Genomic DNA, 17,770 nt, shown 5'->3' with positions numbered 1-17,770 from the left:
GACCTACGAAAGGGGTCAACCGTGTGGTCCTTCCTGTACTTCGCCGTCGCCTTGCAATTGGCCGGAGTCCTCGCCCTGGCTGTCGCCAACTCGGCATACCCACACCGTCGCCGAGGGGTGCGTCTGCTCGCGGCCGCACCCCCGGTGGCCTCGACCGTCACCCTTGTGACCGGCGCAGTCCTCACGATCGCCTCCGGCCAGTACCAGGCCGGCGACGTAACTCTAATCACCCTCATGGCGATCTTCTGCACCGTCGTCAACGTTTTGATCCTCGGACTGTTCGGATTCTGGGCCGAGCTACGCCGCGCGCTGGACAACCGTCGGCGGTCGTCCGGCCCGCCGGACATCGAATCCATTCCCTGACGAAGGGTCCGCATCTAGTGAACGACAGGACGATTCGCGCCGGCACCGACCGCGCCGACTTCGTCGCGCACGTCGCCGAACGCATCCGCACCCATCCCGACCCCCTGCTGAGGGCGCGGGCAGTCCAGATCGTCCTCGCCGCAGACGGCGTGCAGGCGAGCGGCAGCTTGGCAGACCCCAGAGGCGCTGTGATCGCTCACAATGAGCTACGCAGGCGGGTGGACGAGCTGGCCGCGGCCGCGGAGCTGGCCGACCTCAAACAGGACTTCCGCCTCAGCGGACAGCACCCGGCTCGACATGGCGGCGACATCGCCTTCTATGGCTTCTTCGGACTGACGGGTCCAGCAGCGTACCTCCTCGGCGCCTTCGGCTTCGAGCTGCCGCCGTCCCTGGACGGGTTCAACGTCGTAGCAATGGTCATGGCCGCTCTCACCCCCATCGCCGCCTACTGGTGCTACTACACCCTTCACCACTCCGGCCAGGATGCTCGCGGCTGGCAGGGCATAGTTGAACAGGCCGCCCACGTCGCCTACGCCGGTCGCGACGACGACACTCCCGACCAGCCGTCCGTCGCCGGGGACGACGACCTCGCCCGGCGCCGAGCCGCCGCCGCCCGCTCGCTCGATGACCTGCTCGCCGCCTGGGGGCACTACAAACTCGACACCGAAGCCTGGTACCTCACCAAACCCCTGCTGCACGACACCACCGGCACCGTTGCCACCACGGTCGCCTACACCAGCGCCATGACCGATCTCGCGGCCGCCGTCGACGCCCTAGGCGAACACTCCACCGCCAACGACGTCGACCACACACTGGCCCTCGCCGACCGCGCCTGGGCGGCCTGGCACGACGCGAATGACCACGCCGCCGCCGTCGGGCTCGACGATCGCAGCCCCACCGAACGCGCCGCGCTGCAACGCCTCAACAAACTCGTCACCCGACTCACCCGCAGCAGCGCCGACGATCCCGAACTCGCCGCAGTCAAACGCGACATCACCGCCTGCCTCGACCGCATCCACACCGTCTCGGTGTCCTGGGCCGACATCGCCGCACTGCCCGCCCTCGACCAGCAACTCATCCCGCAGTTGCCCACCGGCGCCGCCTGAGGCCACGTCGCCGAGGCGGCCAGCAGGAAGTGTCTGCGATCACAAACGCCAAGTGCGCGCGCGGCGGTGACTACAGCAAAGAGACGATTTGCTAGTGTGGCGGGACGTTCTTCTGAGTTGCCACACCCAACCGAAGATCGTTCCTCACAGGATAGGAGGGGAGGGCGGCGAACTCCCCCGAATGTGCAGCCCCCTCCCCTCCCTCCTGGCTACGCGCGGCGACGACCAGCCGGTGCGGGTCTTCACTGAGGGTCGTGGAGTGTTAGCGCCCGATCTGCTGAAGTAGTTGCGAAATCGGCACTTTCAGCGCTCCGGCGATGCGCGCCAGGGTGATGACGGTTGCCCGCCGCGATCCGTCTTCCACGCCGCGCAGCATGTTGCGCTCGACGCCGGCCTCGAGACCAAGGGCCCGCTGACTGAGGCCCAGTTCCTCGCGGCGGGTCGTGATCGCTTCTCCGAGAGCGCGTAGCAACGCAGGTTCGTCGATGTCGACGGCCATGACGGCTCCTCCTCCCCTGTCGCCCGCCAGGTCGGCGGGCACACTCGGCATGGCTGAGCCTACCGGCGAGGTCGCCACGGGCGGCAGGACGACGGCGGTGCGCCCGGCCGACGCGGGACAGCTACTCACTGCGCGGGTTTCACGATCGTCACGGTCAGCTGGTCGTCGTCGATGTGCTCGTCGAACTCCTCAATGGCCAGCCAGTGGCCGCAGACGTACTGGTCGCGCTCGGAATCGTCCATCGCTGCCCACTGCTCGGGCAGCGGGCCGACATAGCGCTGCACCCGGCGTACCAGATACGACCGCTCGACAACCTCGGTGCGCGCCAGCTCCGGCATCGCTTGCTCGACCAGCCCGACCAGGGCGGCGGCCGCGTCATGTTCAGCGTCGACACCTCCTGCGAGGTCGCAGGCTTGGCGCCACCGCTCGATGCCTGCGGCGATTGCTCGCGCATGAACGCTCATCGGTGTTGCCGCGCAGGTGTTTTCGGTGGTCGTGGCCATGTGCTGCTCCTTCTTTCCTCCGTGCCTCAGTGGTTGCCTATAGGCTACCGTTAATGGTAGTCTATAGGCAACCACTAAGGATGGAATGAGCGAGGAAACGACGATCATGGGGCACATCATCTCGAAGACAGCGGAACATCGACCGGCGCTGCGCCGCAGACGATTCCGTCACGACAACCCGACCGCGCTGGACTTGTTCTCGGGATTCGGCGGATTCACCCAGGGCATCGAGGCCGCCGGATTCGACACCATCGTCGGGGCCAACCACAACCGCTACAAGGTCGAGGTGCACGAGGCCAACCACCCGCATGTCGAGCACTGGATCGCCGATCTGATCAACACCGACTCCGACACCTACCACTCGGTGCGCGAACTCCCGGCGGCCGATCTGCTGGTCGCCGGGGTGACCTGCACCAACCATTCCCAGGCCAACACCCAGCGCGCCTACGAACAGGGTCTGACGTTGTTCGACCTCGACGACCCCGAGTTCGAGGAACGCGCCACCCGATCCGAGCGGGACCGCGCAACGGCCAACTGTGTGCTGCACTACGCCGACCAGCACCACCCCCTGCTGATCCTGGTCGAATGCACCACCGAGTTGCAGTCCTGGGGTCCAGCGGTCCCCGGCCGACGCAAGGTCGGCGACGGGTCGACGTATCGGTGGTGGCTGCGCGAGATCACCAAGCTCGGCTACGAGCACAAGGTGCTCTACCTCAACTCGATGTTCTTCGGCGTCCCCCAGAGCCGGGACCGGCTCTACATCGTGTTCTGGGACCGCACACTGCCCGCCCCCGACCTCGACCACCGCCCCCAGGCGTGGTGCGGCCCCTGCGACGAGGCCGTCGAGGCGATGTGGGCGTGGAAGACCGGCGTGCCCGCGAGCGGATCGGTGCGCTACGGCAAGCAGTACAACTACCGCTGCCCGCGTTGCTTCGGTGAGGTCTCCCCCACCGCCACACCGTCGCTGACCGCCTTGGACCTCACCCACCTGGGAACCCGGATCGGCGAGCGGGCCAAGCCGCTGGCCCCGGCGACCATGGCCCGCGCGGAGCGGTGCCGTCAGAAGTTCGCCGAGTTCCCCGCCGTGCTGATGCCGGCCAAGGCCCAACGCGGCGTGGAACGCCACCCGCTGCAACCGATGTCGACGCAAACCTCGCAGCAAGAGACCGCGCTGCTCAGTACCGGCGCGATCATGGTCGCCGCCGGAAACACCTTCGAGCGCCCCGGATCGCAGTGCCGGACCCGAACCCTGGGGCAGCCGCTGTGGACCCAGACCGCCACCAACGCCACCGGCCTGCTCACTCCCCCGGTCGCGATGGCCATCAACAACTTCCAGGGCGCACCACGCGGCCTCGATGAGGCGCTGCCCACCCAGGGCGGTTCGGAAACCCTGAGCATCGTGTCCTCCGGTGTGGTGCCCTTCCGCAAACACACCACCCCGACCAGCCACGCCCAGGCCATGCCGACGGTCACCGCCGAACAGACCCCCGGCCTGCTCACCGCGACCGGCGACCCCGCGCTGCTCGCGGGCTGGTTCAAGCAGAACGGCAGCACCGGCACCGAGACCGCCGCGCACCCGCTCACCGATCCGCTGGGCACCCTGACCAGCCGCGACACCACCGCCCTGCTGGCCGCCCACTGGCGCGACGCCCTCGCCGAGATCTCCCTCGATGAGTGCTTCTTCCGCATGATGACCCCGCACGAGGTCGGCCGCGGCTGCGGATTCGACCCCGACTTCGGCGACCACAAGGGCACCTTCACCGTCTGGGGCAAAGGCCGCGACCAGATCGACGGCTACGGCAACGCCGTCACCCCACCCGTCCCGCTGTGGATCGGCACCCGCCTACGCGAAGTCCTGCACCCCACCAGCGGATGATGACGTCGACCGCCCCGGCACACCGTGACCACTGTGCCGGGGCATCCGGCCCAGTCCACACGGACGGGCCGCGCTCGGACAGCTCGGAAAGCCTCACCGATCACGCCCGTTGCTATTATTGCTGCATGATTGACGCTGGCCGGTGGGGTGCGATCCGCGACCTGGCTGATCGCCAGTTCGGGCTGTTCACCACCGCCCAGGCCCGCAACCTCGGCGTCGCGCCGTATGTCCTGGCTCGCCTCGCTTCCCGTGAGGCCATCGTCCGGGTACACCACGGTGTCTACGAGGTCCCCGAGTCCTCGGCCTGGACCACGCTCGGTGACTGGGCGGCACAGTGGTTGGCGCTGCACCCCGCCGCTGACATCGAGGACCGCCGCACCCACCCTGACAGCGTGGTGAGCCACGCCGCCGCCGCCCAGGTCCTTCGGCTGGGCACGATCACCGCATCCGGGCTCGAGCTGAGCAGCCCGCATCGCATCAACGTCCGCGACCCGTCGGTGCGCACCTGGCGCCGGCCGATCGGTGACCGCGGCCGCGACTGGGACCTCGTCGACGGACTGCCGGTGACCACACCCGCGCGCACCGTGGTCGACCTGCTGCTCACCCACGGCGACGGCGGGCACATCGGGACCGCGCTGCACACCTGCCTGACCGAATCGCTGGTCGACGCCGACGAGCTGATCGCGGCATGTGATCGGGCCGCGCCGCGCTGGAAGTACGCCTCGGGTGCTGAGCTGTTCGCCTCGTTGCTCGATCAGGCCCAGATGCCGGCCGAACCGGTGCTGGTCGGCTGATGGCGTATGCGTCCGAAGAGGCCTTCCGTGCCGGGCTGAAAGCCCGCCTGTCCGCCGAGGCTCGGACGAGCAGATTCAGCCGTGACGAGCTCGCTCAGACCGTGACCCTCCAGTTGTTCCTGGCCCGGCTGTTCCGTTCCCCCGACGCCGACCAGTGGATCCTCACCGGCGGCACCGCCCTGCAATTCCGGGCGCCGACCCAGGCCCGCCCCACCGCCGACGCCGACCTGGCGACCCGCCTCGACGCCGAACACATGCAGCACTCGCTGCGCCAGGCCGCCCACCCCGGACCCGGCGACTTCGGCGAGTTCGACATCACGATCACCGCGACTCGTAGCCCGGGCTTGTTCGCCGGGCGTATCCGTTACAACCTTGCCGGACAACGGTTCTCCGACGCCACGCTCGACCTCGCGACCCACCGGGAGATGCTGCTACCGCCCGAGACGATCAGCCCGCGCCCGGTGCTCGCGCTCGACGAACTCGACCCCATGCCCGTGATCCGGATGCAGGCCGCCGCCGAGGCAGTCGCCGACAAAGTCGCTGCCCTCTACGAGCTGCACGGCCCCCACGGCGACAGCCCCTCGACCCGCGCCCACGATCTGGTCGACCTCGTCATCCTCGCCCGCACCCAGTCGTTCGACGCCGAGCAGCTGCATGCTGCGATCTGCCACCAAGAACAGCGCCGCGACCTGACGATCCCTGCGCCGTTGGTGCTGCCCAACCCGACCTGGGAGCGCGACTACCCAGAGCGCGCCGCGCACAGCGGCTTGCCGGCGCACCTGCACCAGGCCGACGCCGCGCTCACGGCCGCCAACAGCCTCATCGAACCGATCCTGACGGGCGCGACAGAGAACGGCCAGTGGAACCCCGACGACGGTGTCTGGACTTCGGACAGGCCACGTTCGATTGGAGAACTGCTCGCCGACACCCGTGCTGCACAGGCGGCACCGCGCACACCGGCACCGGGGACCTCCCCGCGGCCATCGTCGCGTAGCACAGAACGCTCCCGCGACCACGGACCCGAGCTTTAGATTTGACCAGCGGCCCCGCCGCAAAGCGGGAATGGCGCAGCGAAGGCAGGAGGACGCGATGCGTGATGTGTTCGGTGAGTGGTACTCCGATGGCGACGATGAGCGCCGCGATTTCGTCACTAAGGCCAGAATCGCGTTGGATGCCAACGTCCTGCTGGGCCTGTACCGGATATCGAAGGAGTCCCGCGAGAAGATCCTCGTCCAGCTCGAACGGGACGATATCCGTCCGCGCCTCTTCCTTCCCTACCGCGCCGGCTTCGAATACCACCGTCAACGACTGTCCGTCGCAGCCGATCACGCCAAGCAATACACCAGAGCGACGAACATCATCTCGGGAGTCAAGGGCAAAGGCGTCAATAGTCAGCTCCTGCAGGAACTTCGCGCGGCTATCAGGGAAGTCAAGGACACCGGAGTACAGAAACGACTACTCGACGCGGCGGACACGGCATTCAAGGAAGCCGCGACTACCATCGACGGAGCGATACGGGCAGAGCGTGAGTCGAATATCCTCCACCCCAAACAAATTCAGACAGATGACCCAATCCGGGATCGTATCGAGAAGCTGTTCACCGATGCCGGTCAGATCGGTCGTCGGCGGACATCGACCGACCTCCGGGCATGGGAGGACCAGGCACGTGCTCGGCTCGCCGCTGCCATGCCCCCCGGGACCGGAGTCGATGAGTCCAAGCGGGACGGCGGGATCGGTGACCCACTCATCTGGATGGAGATGATGGACCTGGCCCGAGCTGTCGAGCAGGACGTGCTGTTTGTGAGCGACGACATGAAGGCAGACTGGCGTCAGATCGTTGACGACAAGGACTTCGGGCCTCTACCTGACCTTCTGCGTGAGTTCGCTGACGAAACCGGCCAGCGATACCACCACGTGAACTCGGACACCTTCCTCGAAGACCTCAACACCTATCTCGACGCCGATGTGGACAACGATGTGATCGACGAGGTCAAGAATGCACGCATTTCTGTCTCCGATTCTGGTTCGAGGATCGTTCTGCCCGAAGAGACTATGGAGCGCCTGAGGGAATGGGTTCGCACCAACGAGGCGTTTGACACGACGCTGCGCTCCGAGGCGTTCCGGAACTTCATGTACGGGGAAGACAATCCCGCATCTAAGTCGTTCCAGAAGTTTATGTACGGGCCAGGCAATCCGGCATCTAACCTCGATGTTTCGTGAGGTGGCGGTCCCTTGTTGAGTGGCCCGGTTGGGTGGTCTGAGGACCGGATTTCGGGCGTGGGCCGTGTGGTGTTGTCCGAGGCGTCGGTGTGCGTCGGGTTTCACGGCCCCGAGGTGTGAATGTCCTTTCTGGATCGAAGGTTGGTCGGCCTGGTGGTCAGGCCGGCGCTGGAAGTGCTGCAAGCCTTGCTAGCCCGTCGAGTAGCAGATCGACGTGCGGAGCGTGGGTGGCCAGCTTCATGCGGGTTCGCCGGGCGTGGCGGCTGATCTTGGCCGCGATCGAGAACACGCGGTGGCGCAGTCGCTTGGGTTCCCACCGGCGAGCAGGGTGATCGGTGAACGCGAGCATCTGCGTCCAGGCGATCAACTCGCAGGCGAGCATCACGATCGCGCACCAGATCCGGTTCTGATCGAAGCCGTGCAGCGGGAGATTCGTCAGGCCACAGTCTTTGGCGGTACGGACCCGGTCCTCACATCGAGCCCGCCGCCGGTGACACAGCTCCAGATCAGCGAGTTGGCCACGGACGGTGTTGGTGGCGAACGCGGTCAGCCGCAACCCATCACGGTCGGTGAACCGCAATTGTGCACCCGGGTGCGGCCTCTCCTTCCGGACGATCACACGCATCCCCTGCGGCCAGCCCGATAGGTCGATCAACCCGGTCAACTCGGCCACCCACGCCCCGTCGCGTTGCACGCCGTCGGCATCGTAGGCCGGGGTCCACGCCTCGGGACTGATCCGGTCGGTTGCGGCCGCGATGGTCTCGGTCAGCCCGAATCCCACTGAATAGGCCAGGCGCCGGCGGGTGAGATAGCCGAGGAACTCGTGGGTGCCGCCGGCCGAGTCGGTGCGTACCAGCACCGACTTGCCGACCCGATACCCCTGCACCGTCGGTAGCTGCTCGAGTGCGGCGGCGGTGACCGTGATGTGGTCGGCGGCGGTGTTGGCGCCGGCGTTGCCGGGCCGCAATTGGATGGCCAGGGGTTCGCCAGTGCCCTGGCTACCGTGATCGACAAACGCACACAGCGGGTGGAAACCGAACCCGCGCTTGTAGGTTGGTGCCGCATCCTGTTTCTCCGAGTGCGCGGTCACCAAGGTTGCGTCGAGATCGACGATCAGGGGATCGCCAGTATCGGCGTCGTGATCGGGGGCGGACGTGGCGGCTGCTGACCAGCACTCTGCCCGGGCAGCAGCGCGGGCGGAGTTGATGGCCGTCAATGCCGCTGGGGCGTCGGCGGCCAACGCCGAGATCAGTCGTGACACCGTGGGGTCAGAGGCGACCTGACCGAATACGGCGGGGTCGGCGCGCAGTTGGTTGATGTCGGCCAGACAATCACCGCCGATCGCGACTGCCACGGCCAGATCCGTGATGATCTTGCCTGGATCGTGGGTCGCCAGGGGTTTACGCCACGGTGTCAACGCGTCCGATAAATCGGTGGTCAGGCCCGTTTTCTCGGCTGTCCGCAGCAACACCGTGGCGCCGGCTTGCGACACTACCCCGGTTCCGGTGCCATCTGCAGACAGCACGGGATAGGGCGACGTAGACTTACTCACCTGAATGGTGCTCCTCGATCTGGTCCGATTGATGACTTCGCAATCTCAATCATCCCAGGTCAGGGCACCATTCTTCATTCACGACACGGAATCAGCGTGAAAGCACGAGGCTAGCTCCCGCACGGCCGCGGACAGCTCATCGCGTGACGATGCCCTTGCCAGAGTGGTGCCTTGTTCTTCGTCCACCGATCCGGGGGCTACAGGTCGTGGCGCTGCTGCGGATCGGTCGTCGGCGGACACGCCAGCCATGAGCGCTGGGGTGTTCGTTGGATTGTGACGATCGGCGAGCGCGGTGGCCGCGGCCCCGCCGGCTACACAGAGAACCACCGCGGCCACGAGCGATCCACTCAGCCCGGCAACGGCCGTCGACCTGGCTGATGCGCCCGAGACCTTCTCGTCGTCGAGCACGTCGAGAAAAGCAGATCGAACTTGCTGACTGCCTTGGCAATCGAGACCGGACGCCCGCTCCCATGGAGCAGTAGGCGGTGCGGCCCTGGGTTCCTGCCGAGATCGACCGTGCGCGGTGTGCGCGGTGGCCCGAAACCCCTATGATCGAACCGGGCTGCGCGCGGCCATACATCATGCGAGCGAGACGTGTATGGACGGCCATCGCGAGGTAGATATGAAGATGAAGACGTCCCGGGCGCACCCCCCGACCGAGCGTGCGACGCGCGCGGGGGAACAGAGGTAGCGGGCCGGATGGACCTGACCACAGCTTCGGGGGAGGGAGGCATCCGATGTCGCCCCGCCGCACGCGCGACACCCGAAGGCTGCGGCCCCGTGGCTCCGAGGGTGAAGGCCGCCGAGGCACCGCGAGGGGACGTGTGCATACCAATGGGGAGCGGGCTGGGGTCAGCTTTGCGATGCCGTGCCAAGGAAGGTCCTTCAGTCCAAGAGTCGTCCCGGATGGAACAGATCGATATCAAACGAGCCACGAACAGGTTACTACTACGTGGGTTAGTTTCTCTCCGCGCGGGCGCGCCGAACCGGCGCCCCTCACGGTTCCATCAGCGTTTTAAGTTGACCAGTGGGTCAGGGCTATGCGCTGGGGCGGAAACAGTTCGCAACGATGACAGCGCCCGACTAAAGCGTTTGCACGAGCGACCCCGCTAGGCGCGGTAGAAGCCCCACGTTGCCGGAGGCCTTGAACTACGTCGATGGTAGTAGTGCCACAGTGGTAGTAGTGCCACAACGGTGCAGCGCCCCTGAGCACAACCATGGACCAACCGAAGGACGGCTGTCTACCGGTTACGGCCTCGAATAGCACTTCATTCTTTGGAGCCGATCGCCGCTGTCCTCCGTGATCTGGGCCGTGCAGACCGGGACGACGGTCAGAGGCCGAATGCGCCGCCGCTGACGAGGATGACGATTCCGAGAACGATCAGCACGAGCGGGAACAGGATGTGTTCCCACCGTTCCAAGATCTCGGCGATGGCCTTGCGGGTGGTGAGGAACTTCGCGGTGAACACCAGCACGGCGACCAAGAGCAGGAACACGACCGAGTAGGCGACGATCGCCGCTGTACCCACGGTCGCGAAGACCGGGACGTAGACGCCGATGTTGTCGCCGCCGTTGGCGAAGGTCACCGCCGCCACCGTCCAGACCGCGACCTTCTTGCCCTCGAACCGTTCATCGTCGTCGCCGTTGTTGCGCCATGCTCTCCAGGCGGCGAGCAGACCGAGCAGCAGAGGAATGAGCCCGAAGTAGGCGATGGCTTCTTCGGGCAGCAGCGCCGTGACTCCCAGCGCTACGAGGACCGACGCGGCGAGGATCGCTCCGAAACCGAGATATTGTCCGGTCGCGATGGCGGCCGTTGTTCCGCGGGTTCCCGCGCCGCGGGCGAAGAACAGCGAAAGCACGATGATGTCGTCGATGTTGGTCACCAGGAAGAGTCCGATGGCCTGCAGGATCGAGGTAACCATTCCGGCGGATGCCCTTTCTCTGGGAGTGCACTGCTGCTCGGCTGACACGCAGTTGTGTCGCGTGCCGTAGCCGCTGTCATGGGAGTGGCTATTTCAGTTTCGATCACGCGCCGGTGATGTCGGCGCGGGCGCAGGAGTGTGGTTGGGGAGTTTGGCGGCGATGGCCGCGGCCAGTAGTGCGCTGATGGCGGCGCTGGCAAGGAACACTGCGGACATGGCGTGGCTGTAGGCGTGGGCGCTGGACGCGGCCAGATCGGCGCCCGCTGGGCCGGGAATCTGGGTCGCGGCAAGTTGCGCTCCGGCGATGTTGTCACGCGCCGCGCTGACCACTGGTTCGGGCAGGCCGCTCAGGTGGGGGTCGAGGTCGCGGGTGTAAACGACGGTGAGCAGGGTGCCCAGGATCGCGACGCTGAACGCGGCACCGACCTGTCGAATGGCCATCAGCAACCCAGCTCCTGCGGCGCTGCGATGCTCGGGCAGGCTCGCCATGACCGCGTCGACAGCCGGCGCCAACGCCAGCCCGGCTCCCAGGCCCACGGTCGCCAGGCACACCGCGACGAAGCCGTAGCCGGAGTCGACGGTGATGCGGGATGCGAGCACGAATCCGGCCGCGGCGATCACCATGCCGGTGGCGATCGGGATTTTGGCGCCGAGTCGGGTCACGATCTTGTCCACAGCGGCTGCGGCGACGATGATCGCCAGCACCAGAGGCACCAAGCGCAGGCCGGTGCCGAAGGCGTCGTGGTAGCGCAGTATCTGCAGGTATTGCGGCAGCACGAACAGCACGCCGACCAGGGTGAAGGTGCCCGCGGTTGCGGCCAGGGTGGGCCAGGTGAAGGCCGGATTGGTGAACAGTGCCAGATCGACCAATGGGTCGCGGGCACGGCTTTCCCACACCAGAAATCCCGCGATCAGCCACACACCGGCCGCCAGAGCCGCGAGCACGACGGGATCGGTCCACCCGTACGCGGGAGCCTGGATGATGCCGAATACCAGCGCCGCCGTACCGGGCACGGCGGTGAGGATCCCGAGCCAGTCCAACGCCGGTGCATGCGGGTCGACCGATTCGGGCAACAGCACCACACAGGCAACCAGGGCGGCGACACCGACCGGGACGTTGATCAGAAACACCGAGCCCCACCAGAAATGCTGCAGCAGCCAGCCACCGACGATCGGCCCCAGCGGCAACCCGACACCCAGTGCACCGACCCACACCGCGATCGCGCGGCGACGCTGGTCGGGGCCGAACAGGGTCGGCAGGATCCCCAGCGACAGCGGCACGATGATCGCGGCCCCGATGCCCATGACCGCGCGGGCGGCGATCAGCGAGCCGGTGGACCCGCTGAAAGCGGCCCAGGCCGAGGCGGCGACGAAGGCGACCAAACCTATCAGCAGCAGCCGTTTGCGACCGTAGCGGTCACCGAAGCCGCCGGCGGGCAGCATGAGCGCGGCGAAGACCAGGGTGTAGGCGTTGACGATCCACTGCAACTGGGTGGTGCTCGCGCCGAGGTCTTGGGCCAGGGTGGGCAGGGCGACGTTGAGAACCATCAGGTCCAGCCCGACGGTGAGCAGGGCGACGACCAGCGCCGCCAGCCCTGCCCACCGACGTGACGGGCCCGGCTCAGTCCCGGTCGTCGGCGTGGTGTTCGGGTGAGAGTGGTTCTCGCTCATCGGAGTTTCCGATCAGAGTGGCGATGATGAGGGCGGTCGCGCCGAGCACGATGAAGGTGTCGGCGAGGTTGAAGGTGGGCCACCAGCCGGTGTGCAGGTAGTCGGTGACCACACCGTCGGGGGCCCGGTCGATGACGTTGGCGGCGGCACCGCCCAGGATCGCGGCGAGCGCGACGCGGGTGAGCAGGTTCGCGCGCGGCGCGACCACCCATCCGCCGACCGCGACCGCGGTGGTGATCACCGTGGTGAGCGTGAGCATCACCCAGCTCGGTGCGTCGGCGGCGATCGAGAACGCCGCTCCCGGGTTGAACGCCAACTTAAGGTCCACCGGACCCGCCTCGATCGGGGCCCCGGCCAGCGTGGTCTGCGCCCACGCTTTGAGCGTGAGGTCGATACCGGCCAGCGCGGCCGCGGCAGCGACCCACCGCAGTCGCCGCCCCCACCGCGACACGGTGGGAGCAGACGACGCGGTGGCGGTCACGCGGGCGCTCCGGCCAGTACCGGTGCGGGCTTTGCCGCCGAATCGGTCAGCGAGGCCAGGGGTTTGGTGCGTCCGGCGCGGACACCGTTGGCGATGACGACGATCTCGGCGAGTTCGTGCACCAGCACCACCGCCGCCAACCCGAGAATCCCGAACAGCGCGAGCGGGATCAAGATCGTGATCAACCCCAACGACAAACCGACGTTTTGCAACATGATCCGGCGAGCCCGACGAGCGTGCTCGAGAGCCCGCGGCAGGTGCCGCAGGTCCTCACCCATCAACGCCACATCCGCGGTTTCGATAGCGACATCGGTGCCCATCGCGCCCATCGCCACACCGAGGTCGGCGGTTGCCAGTGCGGGGGCGTCGTTGACGCCGTCGCCGACCATCGCGGTGAACCGGTCGCTGCGCAGTTCGCCCACGATGTGGGCCTTGTCCTCCGGGCGCAGATCCGCGTGCACGTCCTCGATCCCCGCCTCAGCGGCCAGAGCGGCGGCGGTGCGGGCGTTGTCACCGGTGAGCATCGAGACCCGGATTCCCAGCGCGTGCAATCGGTCGATGACCTCGTGTGCCTCGGGCCGCAGTTCGTCGCGCACAGCGATCGCACCGATCACCTGGCCGTCGAGCTCGATCAGCACCGCGGTCGCCCCCGCGTGCTGCATCCGTTCCACATCGGCGGCCAGAACACCCGGTTCGATCCAGCCCGGACGGCCCAGCCGCGCCCGGCGTCCGTCGACGCGGCCGGTCAACCCGGCACCGGTGACCGCCTCGACGTCGGTGGCGGGAGTGACGGTGTCGACGGCGGCGAGGATGGCGCGGGCGAGGGGATGTTCACTGCGCGATTCCAGCGCGGCCGCGACCGCCAGCACCCGGTCCCCGTGCACACCGCCGGTGGCGGCGATCTCGACGACGGCAGGCTTGTTCGCCGTCAGCGTGCCGGTCTTGTCCAGCGCGACCTCGCGCACCCGGCCCATCGCCTCGAGTGCGGCACCGCCCTTGACCAGCACACCCAGCTTGCTCGCCGCACCGATCGCGGCGACCACGGTCACCGGCACCGAGATCGCCAGCGCGCACGGTGAGGCGGCGACCAGCACCACCAGCGCACGTTCGATCCAGGTGACCGGATCCCCGAAGAGCGCGCCAATCACCGCGATGGCTGTGGCGGCGATCATGATGCCGGGCACCAGCGGTTTGGCGATCTTGTCGGCCAAGCGTTGAGCGTCGCCCTTGCGGGCCTGCTCGGCCTCCACGATCCGCACGATCCGTGCCAGGGAGTTGTCCTCGGCGGTCGTGGTGACCTCGACGGTCAGCACACCGGTGCCGTTGATCGCCCCGGCGAACACCTCCGCGCCCGGCCCGGCTTCTACCGGTACCGATTCGCCGGTGATCGCCGAAACATCCAGCGCGCTACGCCCGTCGACGATCACCCCGTCGGTCGCGACCCGCTCACCGGGGCGCACCAGCATCCGATCCCCGACGCGCAGCTCGGCAGGGGCGATGACGGTTTCGGTGCCGTCGCGTAGCACGGTGGCCCGGTCCGGTACCAGGTTCAACAGGGCGCGCAGCCCGCGGCGGGTGCGCGCGACCGCGTACTCCTCGAGGCCCTCGCTGATGGAGAACAGGAACGCCAGCATGGCGGCTTCGCCGACCTCGCCGAGGATCACCGCGCCGATCGCGGCGATCGTCATCAGCGTGCCGACACCGATCTTGCCCTTGGCCAGCCGTTTGAGCGTGGAGGGGACGAAGGTGTATGCACCGACGAGCAGTGCGGCGATCTCCAACCCCAACTCGACGGCGCGTGGGCCGCCGGTCCAGCCGACGATCAGTGCCGCGACCAGCAGCACTCCGGCGACCGCGGCGGCGCGCAGTTCACTGACTTCCCAGAGCTTTTCGGGTTCGCGTTCCTCGGCCTCGCCGTCACCGGCGGGTTCGTCGTGGCCGCAGCCGCATGCGTCGCTCATGCTCGTACCTCCGCGCTCTCCGTCTCGGTGGTGGAGTCGGTGCCGTAGTTCGGGCACAACGCCACCGCATTGCCTGTCGCCGCGAGCAAGGTCTCTGCCGAGGCGAGTAGGTCCATCAACTCCGGGCGGGCCAGGCTGTAGAACACCTGCCGCCCTTGCGGGCGGCCCACGACCAGCCCGCAGTCGCGCAGGCACGCTACGTGCGCCGATACCGTTGACTGAGCCAGTCCGAGCCCGGCCATCAGGTCCAAGACCCGCGCTTCCCCGCACGCCAGCCGGTGCACGATCGCCAACCGTGTCGCATCGGAGAGGCTGTGGAACAGGGCCACCGCCGGATCCAACCCCTGCGTCTCGACGAGGCAACCCCCGCCATCATTAATCGCCATAAAGCGATGATAGCGGCGAAAGCTATTGATATCGAGTGAGAGTGTGATTAATCTCGTTTCAACGATTACATCGTGATATGGCGATCAATTCGTGGTCGCTACGGAGGGAGGACGCGTGAACCAGCAGAAGTCCGCCGTCGTCGAGAACTCGCCTCAGCAACCATCGCCGCCGGGCTCGCCCGGAGTGCTATATCGGTGGGGCGTTCTGATGGCCCGGCGCAGACGTGCGGTCCTGGCGGTCTGGGGACTGCTGCTGGTGGTGTGCGCGGTGGCCTACCCGCTGCTCGAGAACCGGCTCGGTGCGATGGATTTCGGTGTCGAGGGCTCGGAGTCCACCGAGGTGGATCGCCTGGTTGCCCGGCACTTCCCGCAGTTCGGTACGGAACAGGCGGTCATCGTGCTGCAGTCTGGCGCGGTCACCGCCACCGACGCCGAGTTCCGTGCAGCGGTGGCTCGCACGATCACCGCCGCCACCGCGGTCGAGGGCGTGGTCGACGTCGTCGGCCCCTACGACGGGCTGCCCGGATCCCAGATCTCGGCCGACGGTCACGTCGCGATCGCGCTCGCCGGCATGGACGGCGACATGGCCGAACGCGCGAAAGTCGCGCGCGACCTGCAAGACGCCATCGCCACCACCGGCGACGATTCCATCGACGTAGGGGTCACCGGGTACTCGGCGGTACAGAACGCGGCCACCGAACTGCAGAACGCCGACCTGGCCCGCGCCGAGGCAATCGGCATCCCGGTCGCGCTGGTCCTGCTCGTCCTCGCCCTCGGCGCCCTGGCCGCAGCGGCGGTCCCGATCGCAGTGGCCATCGCCGGGATGCTGACCGCGGTCGGAGTGTTGTTCACCCTCACTGCTGTGACCGCGTTCGATTCGCTGACCGTGGCCATGGCCACCATGGTGGGCCTCGGCGTCGGTATCGACTACGCGATGTTCATCGTCAGCCGCTTCCGCGAAGAACTCACCCACCACACCGGGCCAGACCATGCCGCGATCAGCGGCGCCGTCGGTCGCTCCCTCGCCACAGCAGGCAAAACGATTCTGGTCTCGGGCTTGGTGGTGATGATCTCGCTGTGCGCGTTGATCATCATCCAGGCACCGATCTTCCGTGGCATCGCCATCGGCGTCGCCACCGCCGTCACCAGTATGCTCACCGTCGCCGTCACCCTGCTACCCGCCCTGCTCGCCGCCTTGGGCCCGGCTGTCAACCGCGGTAGTCTCCCGGCCCGCTGGCGCCCTGCCGACAGCGCCACCGACGCTCCCGGCGTTCTCGGTGGCCGCTGGGCGCGCTGGGCGTATCTCGTCATGCGCCGACCCGTCCTCTTCGGCACCGCGGCCGCAGCGGTGCTGGTCCTCGCCGCGCTGCCGGTATTCGGGATCCGCTACGGCCTCGACATGGGCACCACCGCCCTCGACGACACCCCGACCGGACGCGCCAGCACCGCATTGAACACCAACTTCCCGCCCGGAGCACTCTCCCCGGTCGAGATCATCGCCACCGGCCCCAGCGACACCCCACTCACCGCAGACGCCGAAGCACGGGTCAACCGATTCCTGACCGAGATCGACGGCGACGCCCGCATCGACACCGTCCTGCCCGCCCAGCTCAATGACGGTCGAATGCTCGCGATGGCGATCCCCTCGGTCACCTTCGACTCGATGGCCGCCACCGACCTCGTCCGCGACCTGCGCAACACAGCCGCCGGCGCAGCCGGAGCCGAGATCCGCATCGGCGGCAGCACCGCCGAATTCGTCGATCTCTCCGACGAAATGACCACCAAACTTCCGCTGGTCGTAGCCCTGGTGCTGACCGCCTCGCTGGTCTTCCTCATCGCCGCTTTCCGCAGTATCGCCTTACCCCTCAAGGCCATCGCGATGAACCTGCTCGCCACCGGCGCCGCCCTCGGTATCACCGTCGCGGTGTTCCAGTGGGGTCTGGGCGAGAATGTCCTCGACTTCACCAGCCCCGGATTCGTGCAGGTCTACCTACCCACCGTGGTGTTCGCGCTACTGTTCGGGCTCTCGATGGACTACGAGGTGTTCCTGATTCGTCGCATCCGCGAATACTGGGACGCCAGCGGCGACAACCAGCGCGCCGTCGCGGCCGGGCTCACCCACACCGCACGCCCCATCACCGCGGCCGCCGCGATCATGATCGCCATCTTCGCAAGCTTCCTCACCGCCGACATCCTCGAACTCAAACAACTCGGACTCGCCCTTGCCGTCGCCGTCGCCATCGACGCCGTCCTCATCCGCCTCGTCCTCGTCCCCGCCCTCATGCGCCTGCTCGGCGGCTGGAACTGGTGGCTGCCCGCCCTCAGGTTTCGCCCACCCAACACTCGCGCACCACGGGCCGCCGCTGAGTAGCGCGGCGATCAGACCAGGTTGATTCGTCGCGGACACGGGACCGGCCGCCGGGGCCACACCGCCCT

The 17,770-nt window shown here is 67.4% G+C and carries 15 protein-coding genes; 7 read left to right on the top strand and 8 right to left on the bottom strand.

The features are described 5' to 3' along the window. Positions 1-21: 21 nt before the first annotated feature. On the top strand, positions 22-363 hold the full coding sequence (locus AC3B5T_RS20105; protein WP_055476908.1) for a hypothetical protein: 342 nt from the start codon (positions 22-24) through the stop codon (positions 361-363). Positions 364-380: 17 nt separating this feature from the next. Beyond that, positions 381-1,469: a hypothetical protein gene (locus tag AC3B5T_RS20100; protein ID WP_055476909.1), complete on the top strand. Its 1,089-nt coding sequence runs from the start codon at positions 381-383 to the stop codon at positions 1,467-1,469. A 262-nt stretch (positions 1,470-1,731) separates the two neighbouring features. On the opposite strand, the gene AC3B5T_RS20095 is transcribed toward AC3B5T_RS20100, so the two are convergent. Next, positions 1,732-1,968 (bottom strand): helix-turn-helix domain-containing protein, encoded by a 237-nt coding sequence (locus AC3B5T_RS20095; protein ID WP_055476910.1) that lies wholly within the window; start codon positions 1,966-1,968, stop codon positions 1,732-1,734. Positions 1,969-2,093: 125 nt separating this feature from the next. Further along, on the bottom strand, positions 2,094-2,471 hold the full coding sequence (locus AC3B5T_RS20090; RefSeq protein WP_139115548.1) for a hypothetical protein: 378 nt from the start codon (positions 2,469-2,471) through the stop codon (positions 2,094-2,096). Between the two features lie 85 nt (positions 2,472-2,556). Here AC3B5T_RS20090 and AC3B5T_RS20085 point away from each other — a divergent pair, with 85 nt between their 5' ends. From AC3B5T_RS20085 to AC3B5T_RS20070, 4 genes are all read left to right on the top strand, one after another. Continuing rightward, a complete protein-coding gene (locus AC3B5T_RS20085) occupies positions 2,557-4,347 on the top strand; it encodes a DNA cytosine methyltransferase (protein WP_488357854.1) in 1,791 nt (596 codons plus the stop codon). Positions 4,348-4,472: 125 nt separating this feature from the next. Continuing rightward, positions 4,473-5,141: a type IV toxin-antitoxin system AbiEi family antitoxin domain-containing protein gene (locus AC3B5T_RS20080; RefSeq protein WP_055476912.1), complete on the top strand. Its 669-nt coding sequence runs from the start codon at positions 4,473-4,475 to the stop codon at positions 5,139-5,141. Continuing rightward, on the top strand, positions 5,141-6,172 hold the full coding sequence (locus tag AC3B5T_RS20075) for a nucleotidyl transferase AbiEii/AbiGii toxin family protein (protein ID WP_055476913.1): 1,032 nt from the start codon (positions 5,141-5,143) through the stop codon (positions 6,170-6,172). The genes AC3B5T_RS20080 and AC3B5T_RS20075 overlap by 1 nt, the downstream gene beginning before the upstream one ends. A gap of 58 nt (positions 6,173-6,230) precedes the next feature. Next, the gene (locus AC3B5T_RS20070) at positions 6,231-7,361 is read left to right on the top strand and encodes a PIN-like domain-containing protein (RefSeq protein ID WP_137809386.1); all 1,131 of its coding nucleotides are present in this window, start codon (positions 6,231-6,233) and stop codon (positions 7,359-7,361) included. Between the two features lie 157 nt (positions 7,362-7,518). Here AC3B5T_RS20070 and AC3B5T_RS20065 read toward each other — a convergent pair whose 3' ends face one another. From AC3B5T_RS20065 to AC3B5T_RS20040, 6 genes are all read right to left on the bottom strand, one after another. Then, positions 7,519-8,913 carry an IS1380 family transposase gene (locus AC3B5T_RS20065; RefSeq protein ID WP_055476915.1) on the bottom strand — a complete coding sequence of 465 codons (1,395 nt, stop codon included), beginning with the start codon at positions 8,911-8,913 and terminating at the stop codon, positions 7,519-7,521. A 1,331-nt stretch (positions 8,914-10,244) separates the two neighbouring features. Continuing rightward, on the bottom strand, positions 10,245-10,835 hold the full coding sequence (locus tag AC3B5T_RS20060) for a cadmium resistance transporter (RefSeq protein WP_005179560.1): 591 nt from the start codon (positions 10,833-10,835) through the stop codon (positions 10,245-10,247). Positions 10,836-10,928: 93 nt separating this feature from the next. Continuing rightward, on the bottom strand, positions 10,929-12,506 hold the full coding sequence (locus AC3B5T_RS20055; protein WP_005179563.1) for a DHA2 family efflux MFS transporter permease subunit: 1,578 nt from the start codon (positions 12,504-12,506) through the stop codon (positions 10,929-10,931). Then, on the bottom strand, positions 12,457-12,987 hold the full coding sequence (lspA, locus tag AC3B5T_RS20050; RefSeq protein ID WP_005179567.1) for a signal peptidase II: 531 nt from the start codon (positions 12,985-12,987) through the stop codon (positions 12,457-12,459). The genes AC3B5T_RS20055 and lspA overlap by 50 nt, the downstream gene beginning before the upstream one ends. After that, the gene (locus AC3B5T_RS20045) at positions 12,984-14,948 is read right to left on the bottom strand and encodes a heavy metal translocating P-type ATPase (RefSeq protein WP_006902503.1); all 1,965 of its coding nucleotides are present in this window, start codon (positions 14,946-14,948) and stop codon (positions 12,984-12,986) included. The genes lspA and AC3B5T_RS20045 overlap by 4 nt, the downstream gene beginning before the upstream one ends. Beyond that, positions 14,945-15,334: an ArsR/SmtB family transcription factor gene (locus AC3B5T_RS20040; protein WP_005179570.1), complete on the bottom strand. Its 390-nt coding sequence runs from the start codon at positions 15,332-15,334 to the stop codon at positions 14,945-14,947. Before AC3B5T_RS20040 ends, AC3B5T_RS20045 begins: the two co-directional genes overlap by 4 nt. 208 nt (positions 15,335-15,542) lie before the next feature. On the opposite strand from AC3B5T_RS20040, the gene AC3B5T_RS20035 reads away from it, so the two are divergent. Continuing rightward, entirely contained in the window at positions 15,543-17,705 is a 2,163-nt protein-coding gene (locus AC3B5T_RS20035; protein WP_007240197.1) for an MMPL family transporter, read from the top strand. The last annotated feature ends 65 nt before the right edge of the window (positions 17,706-17,770 follow it).

Source organism: Gordonia sp. G4 (genome assembly GCF_057770005.1).
Note: the sequence above shows the minus strand (reverse complement) of the source record. Positions and strands in the feature narration are given on the sequence as shown.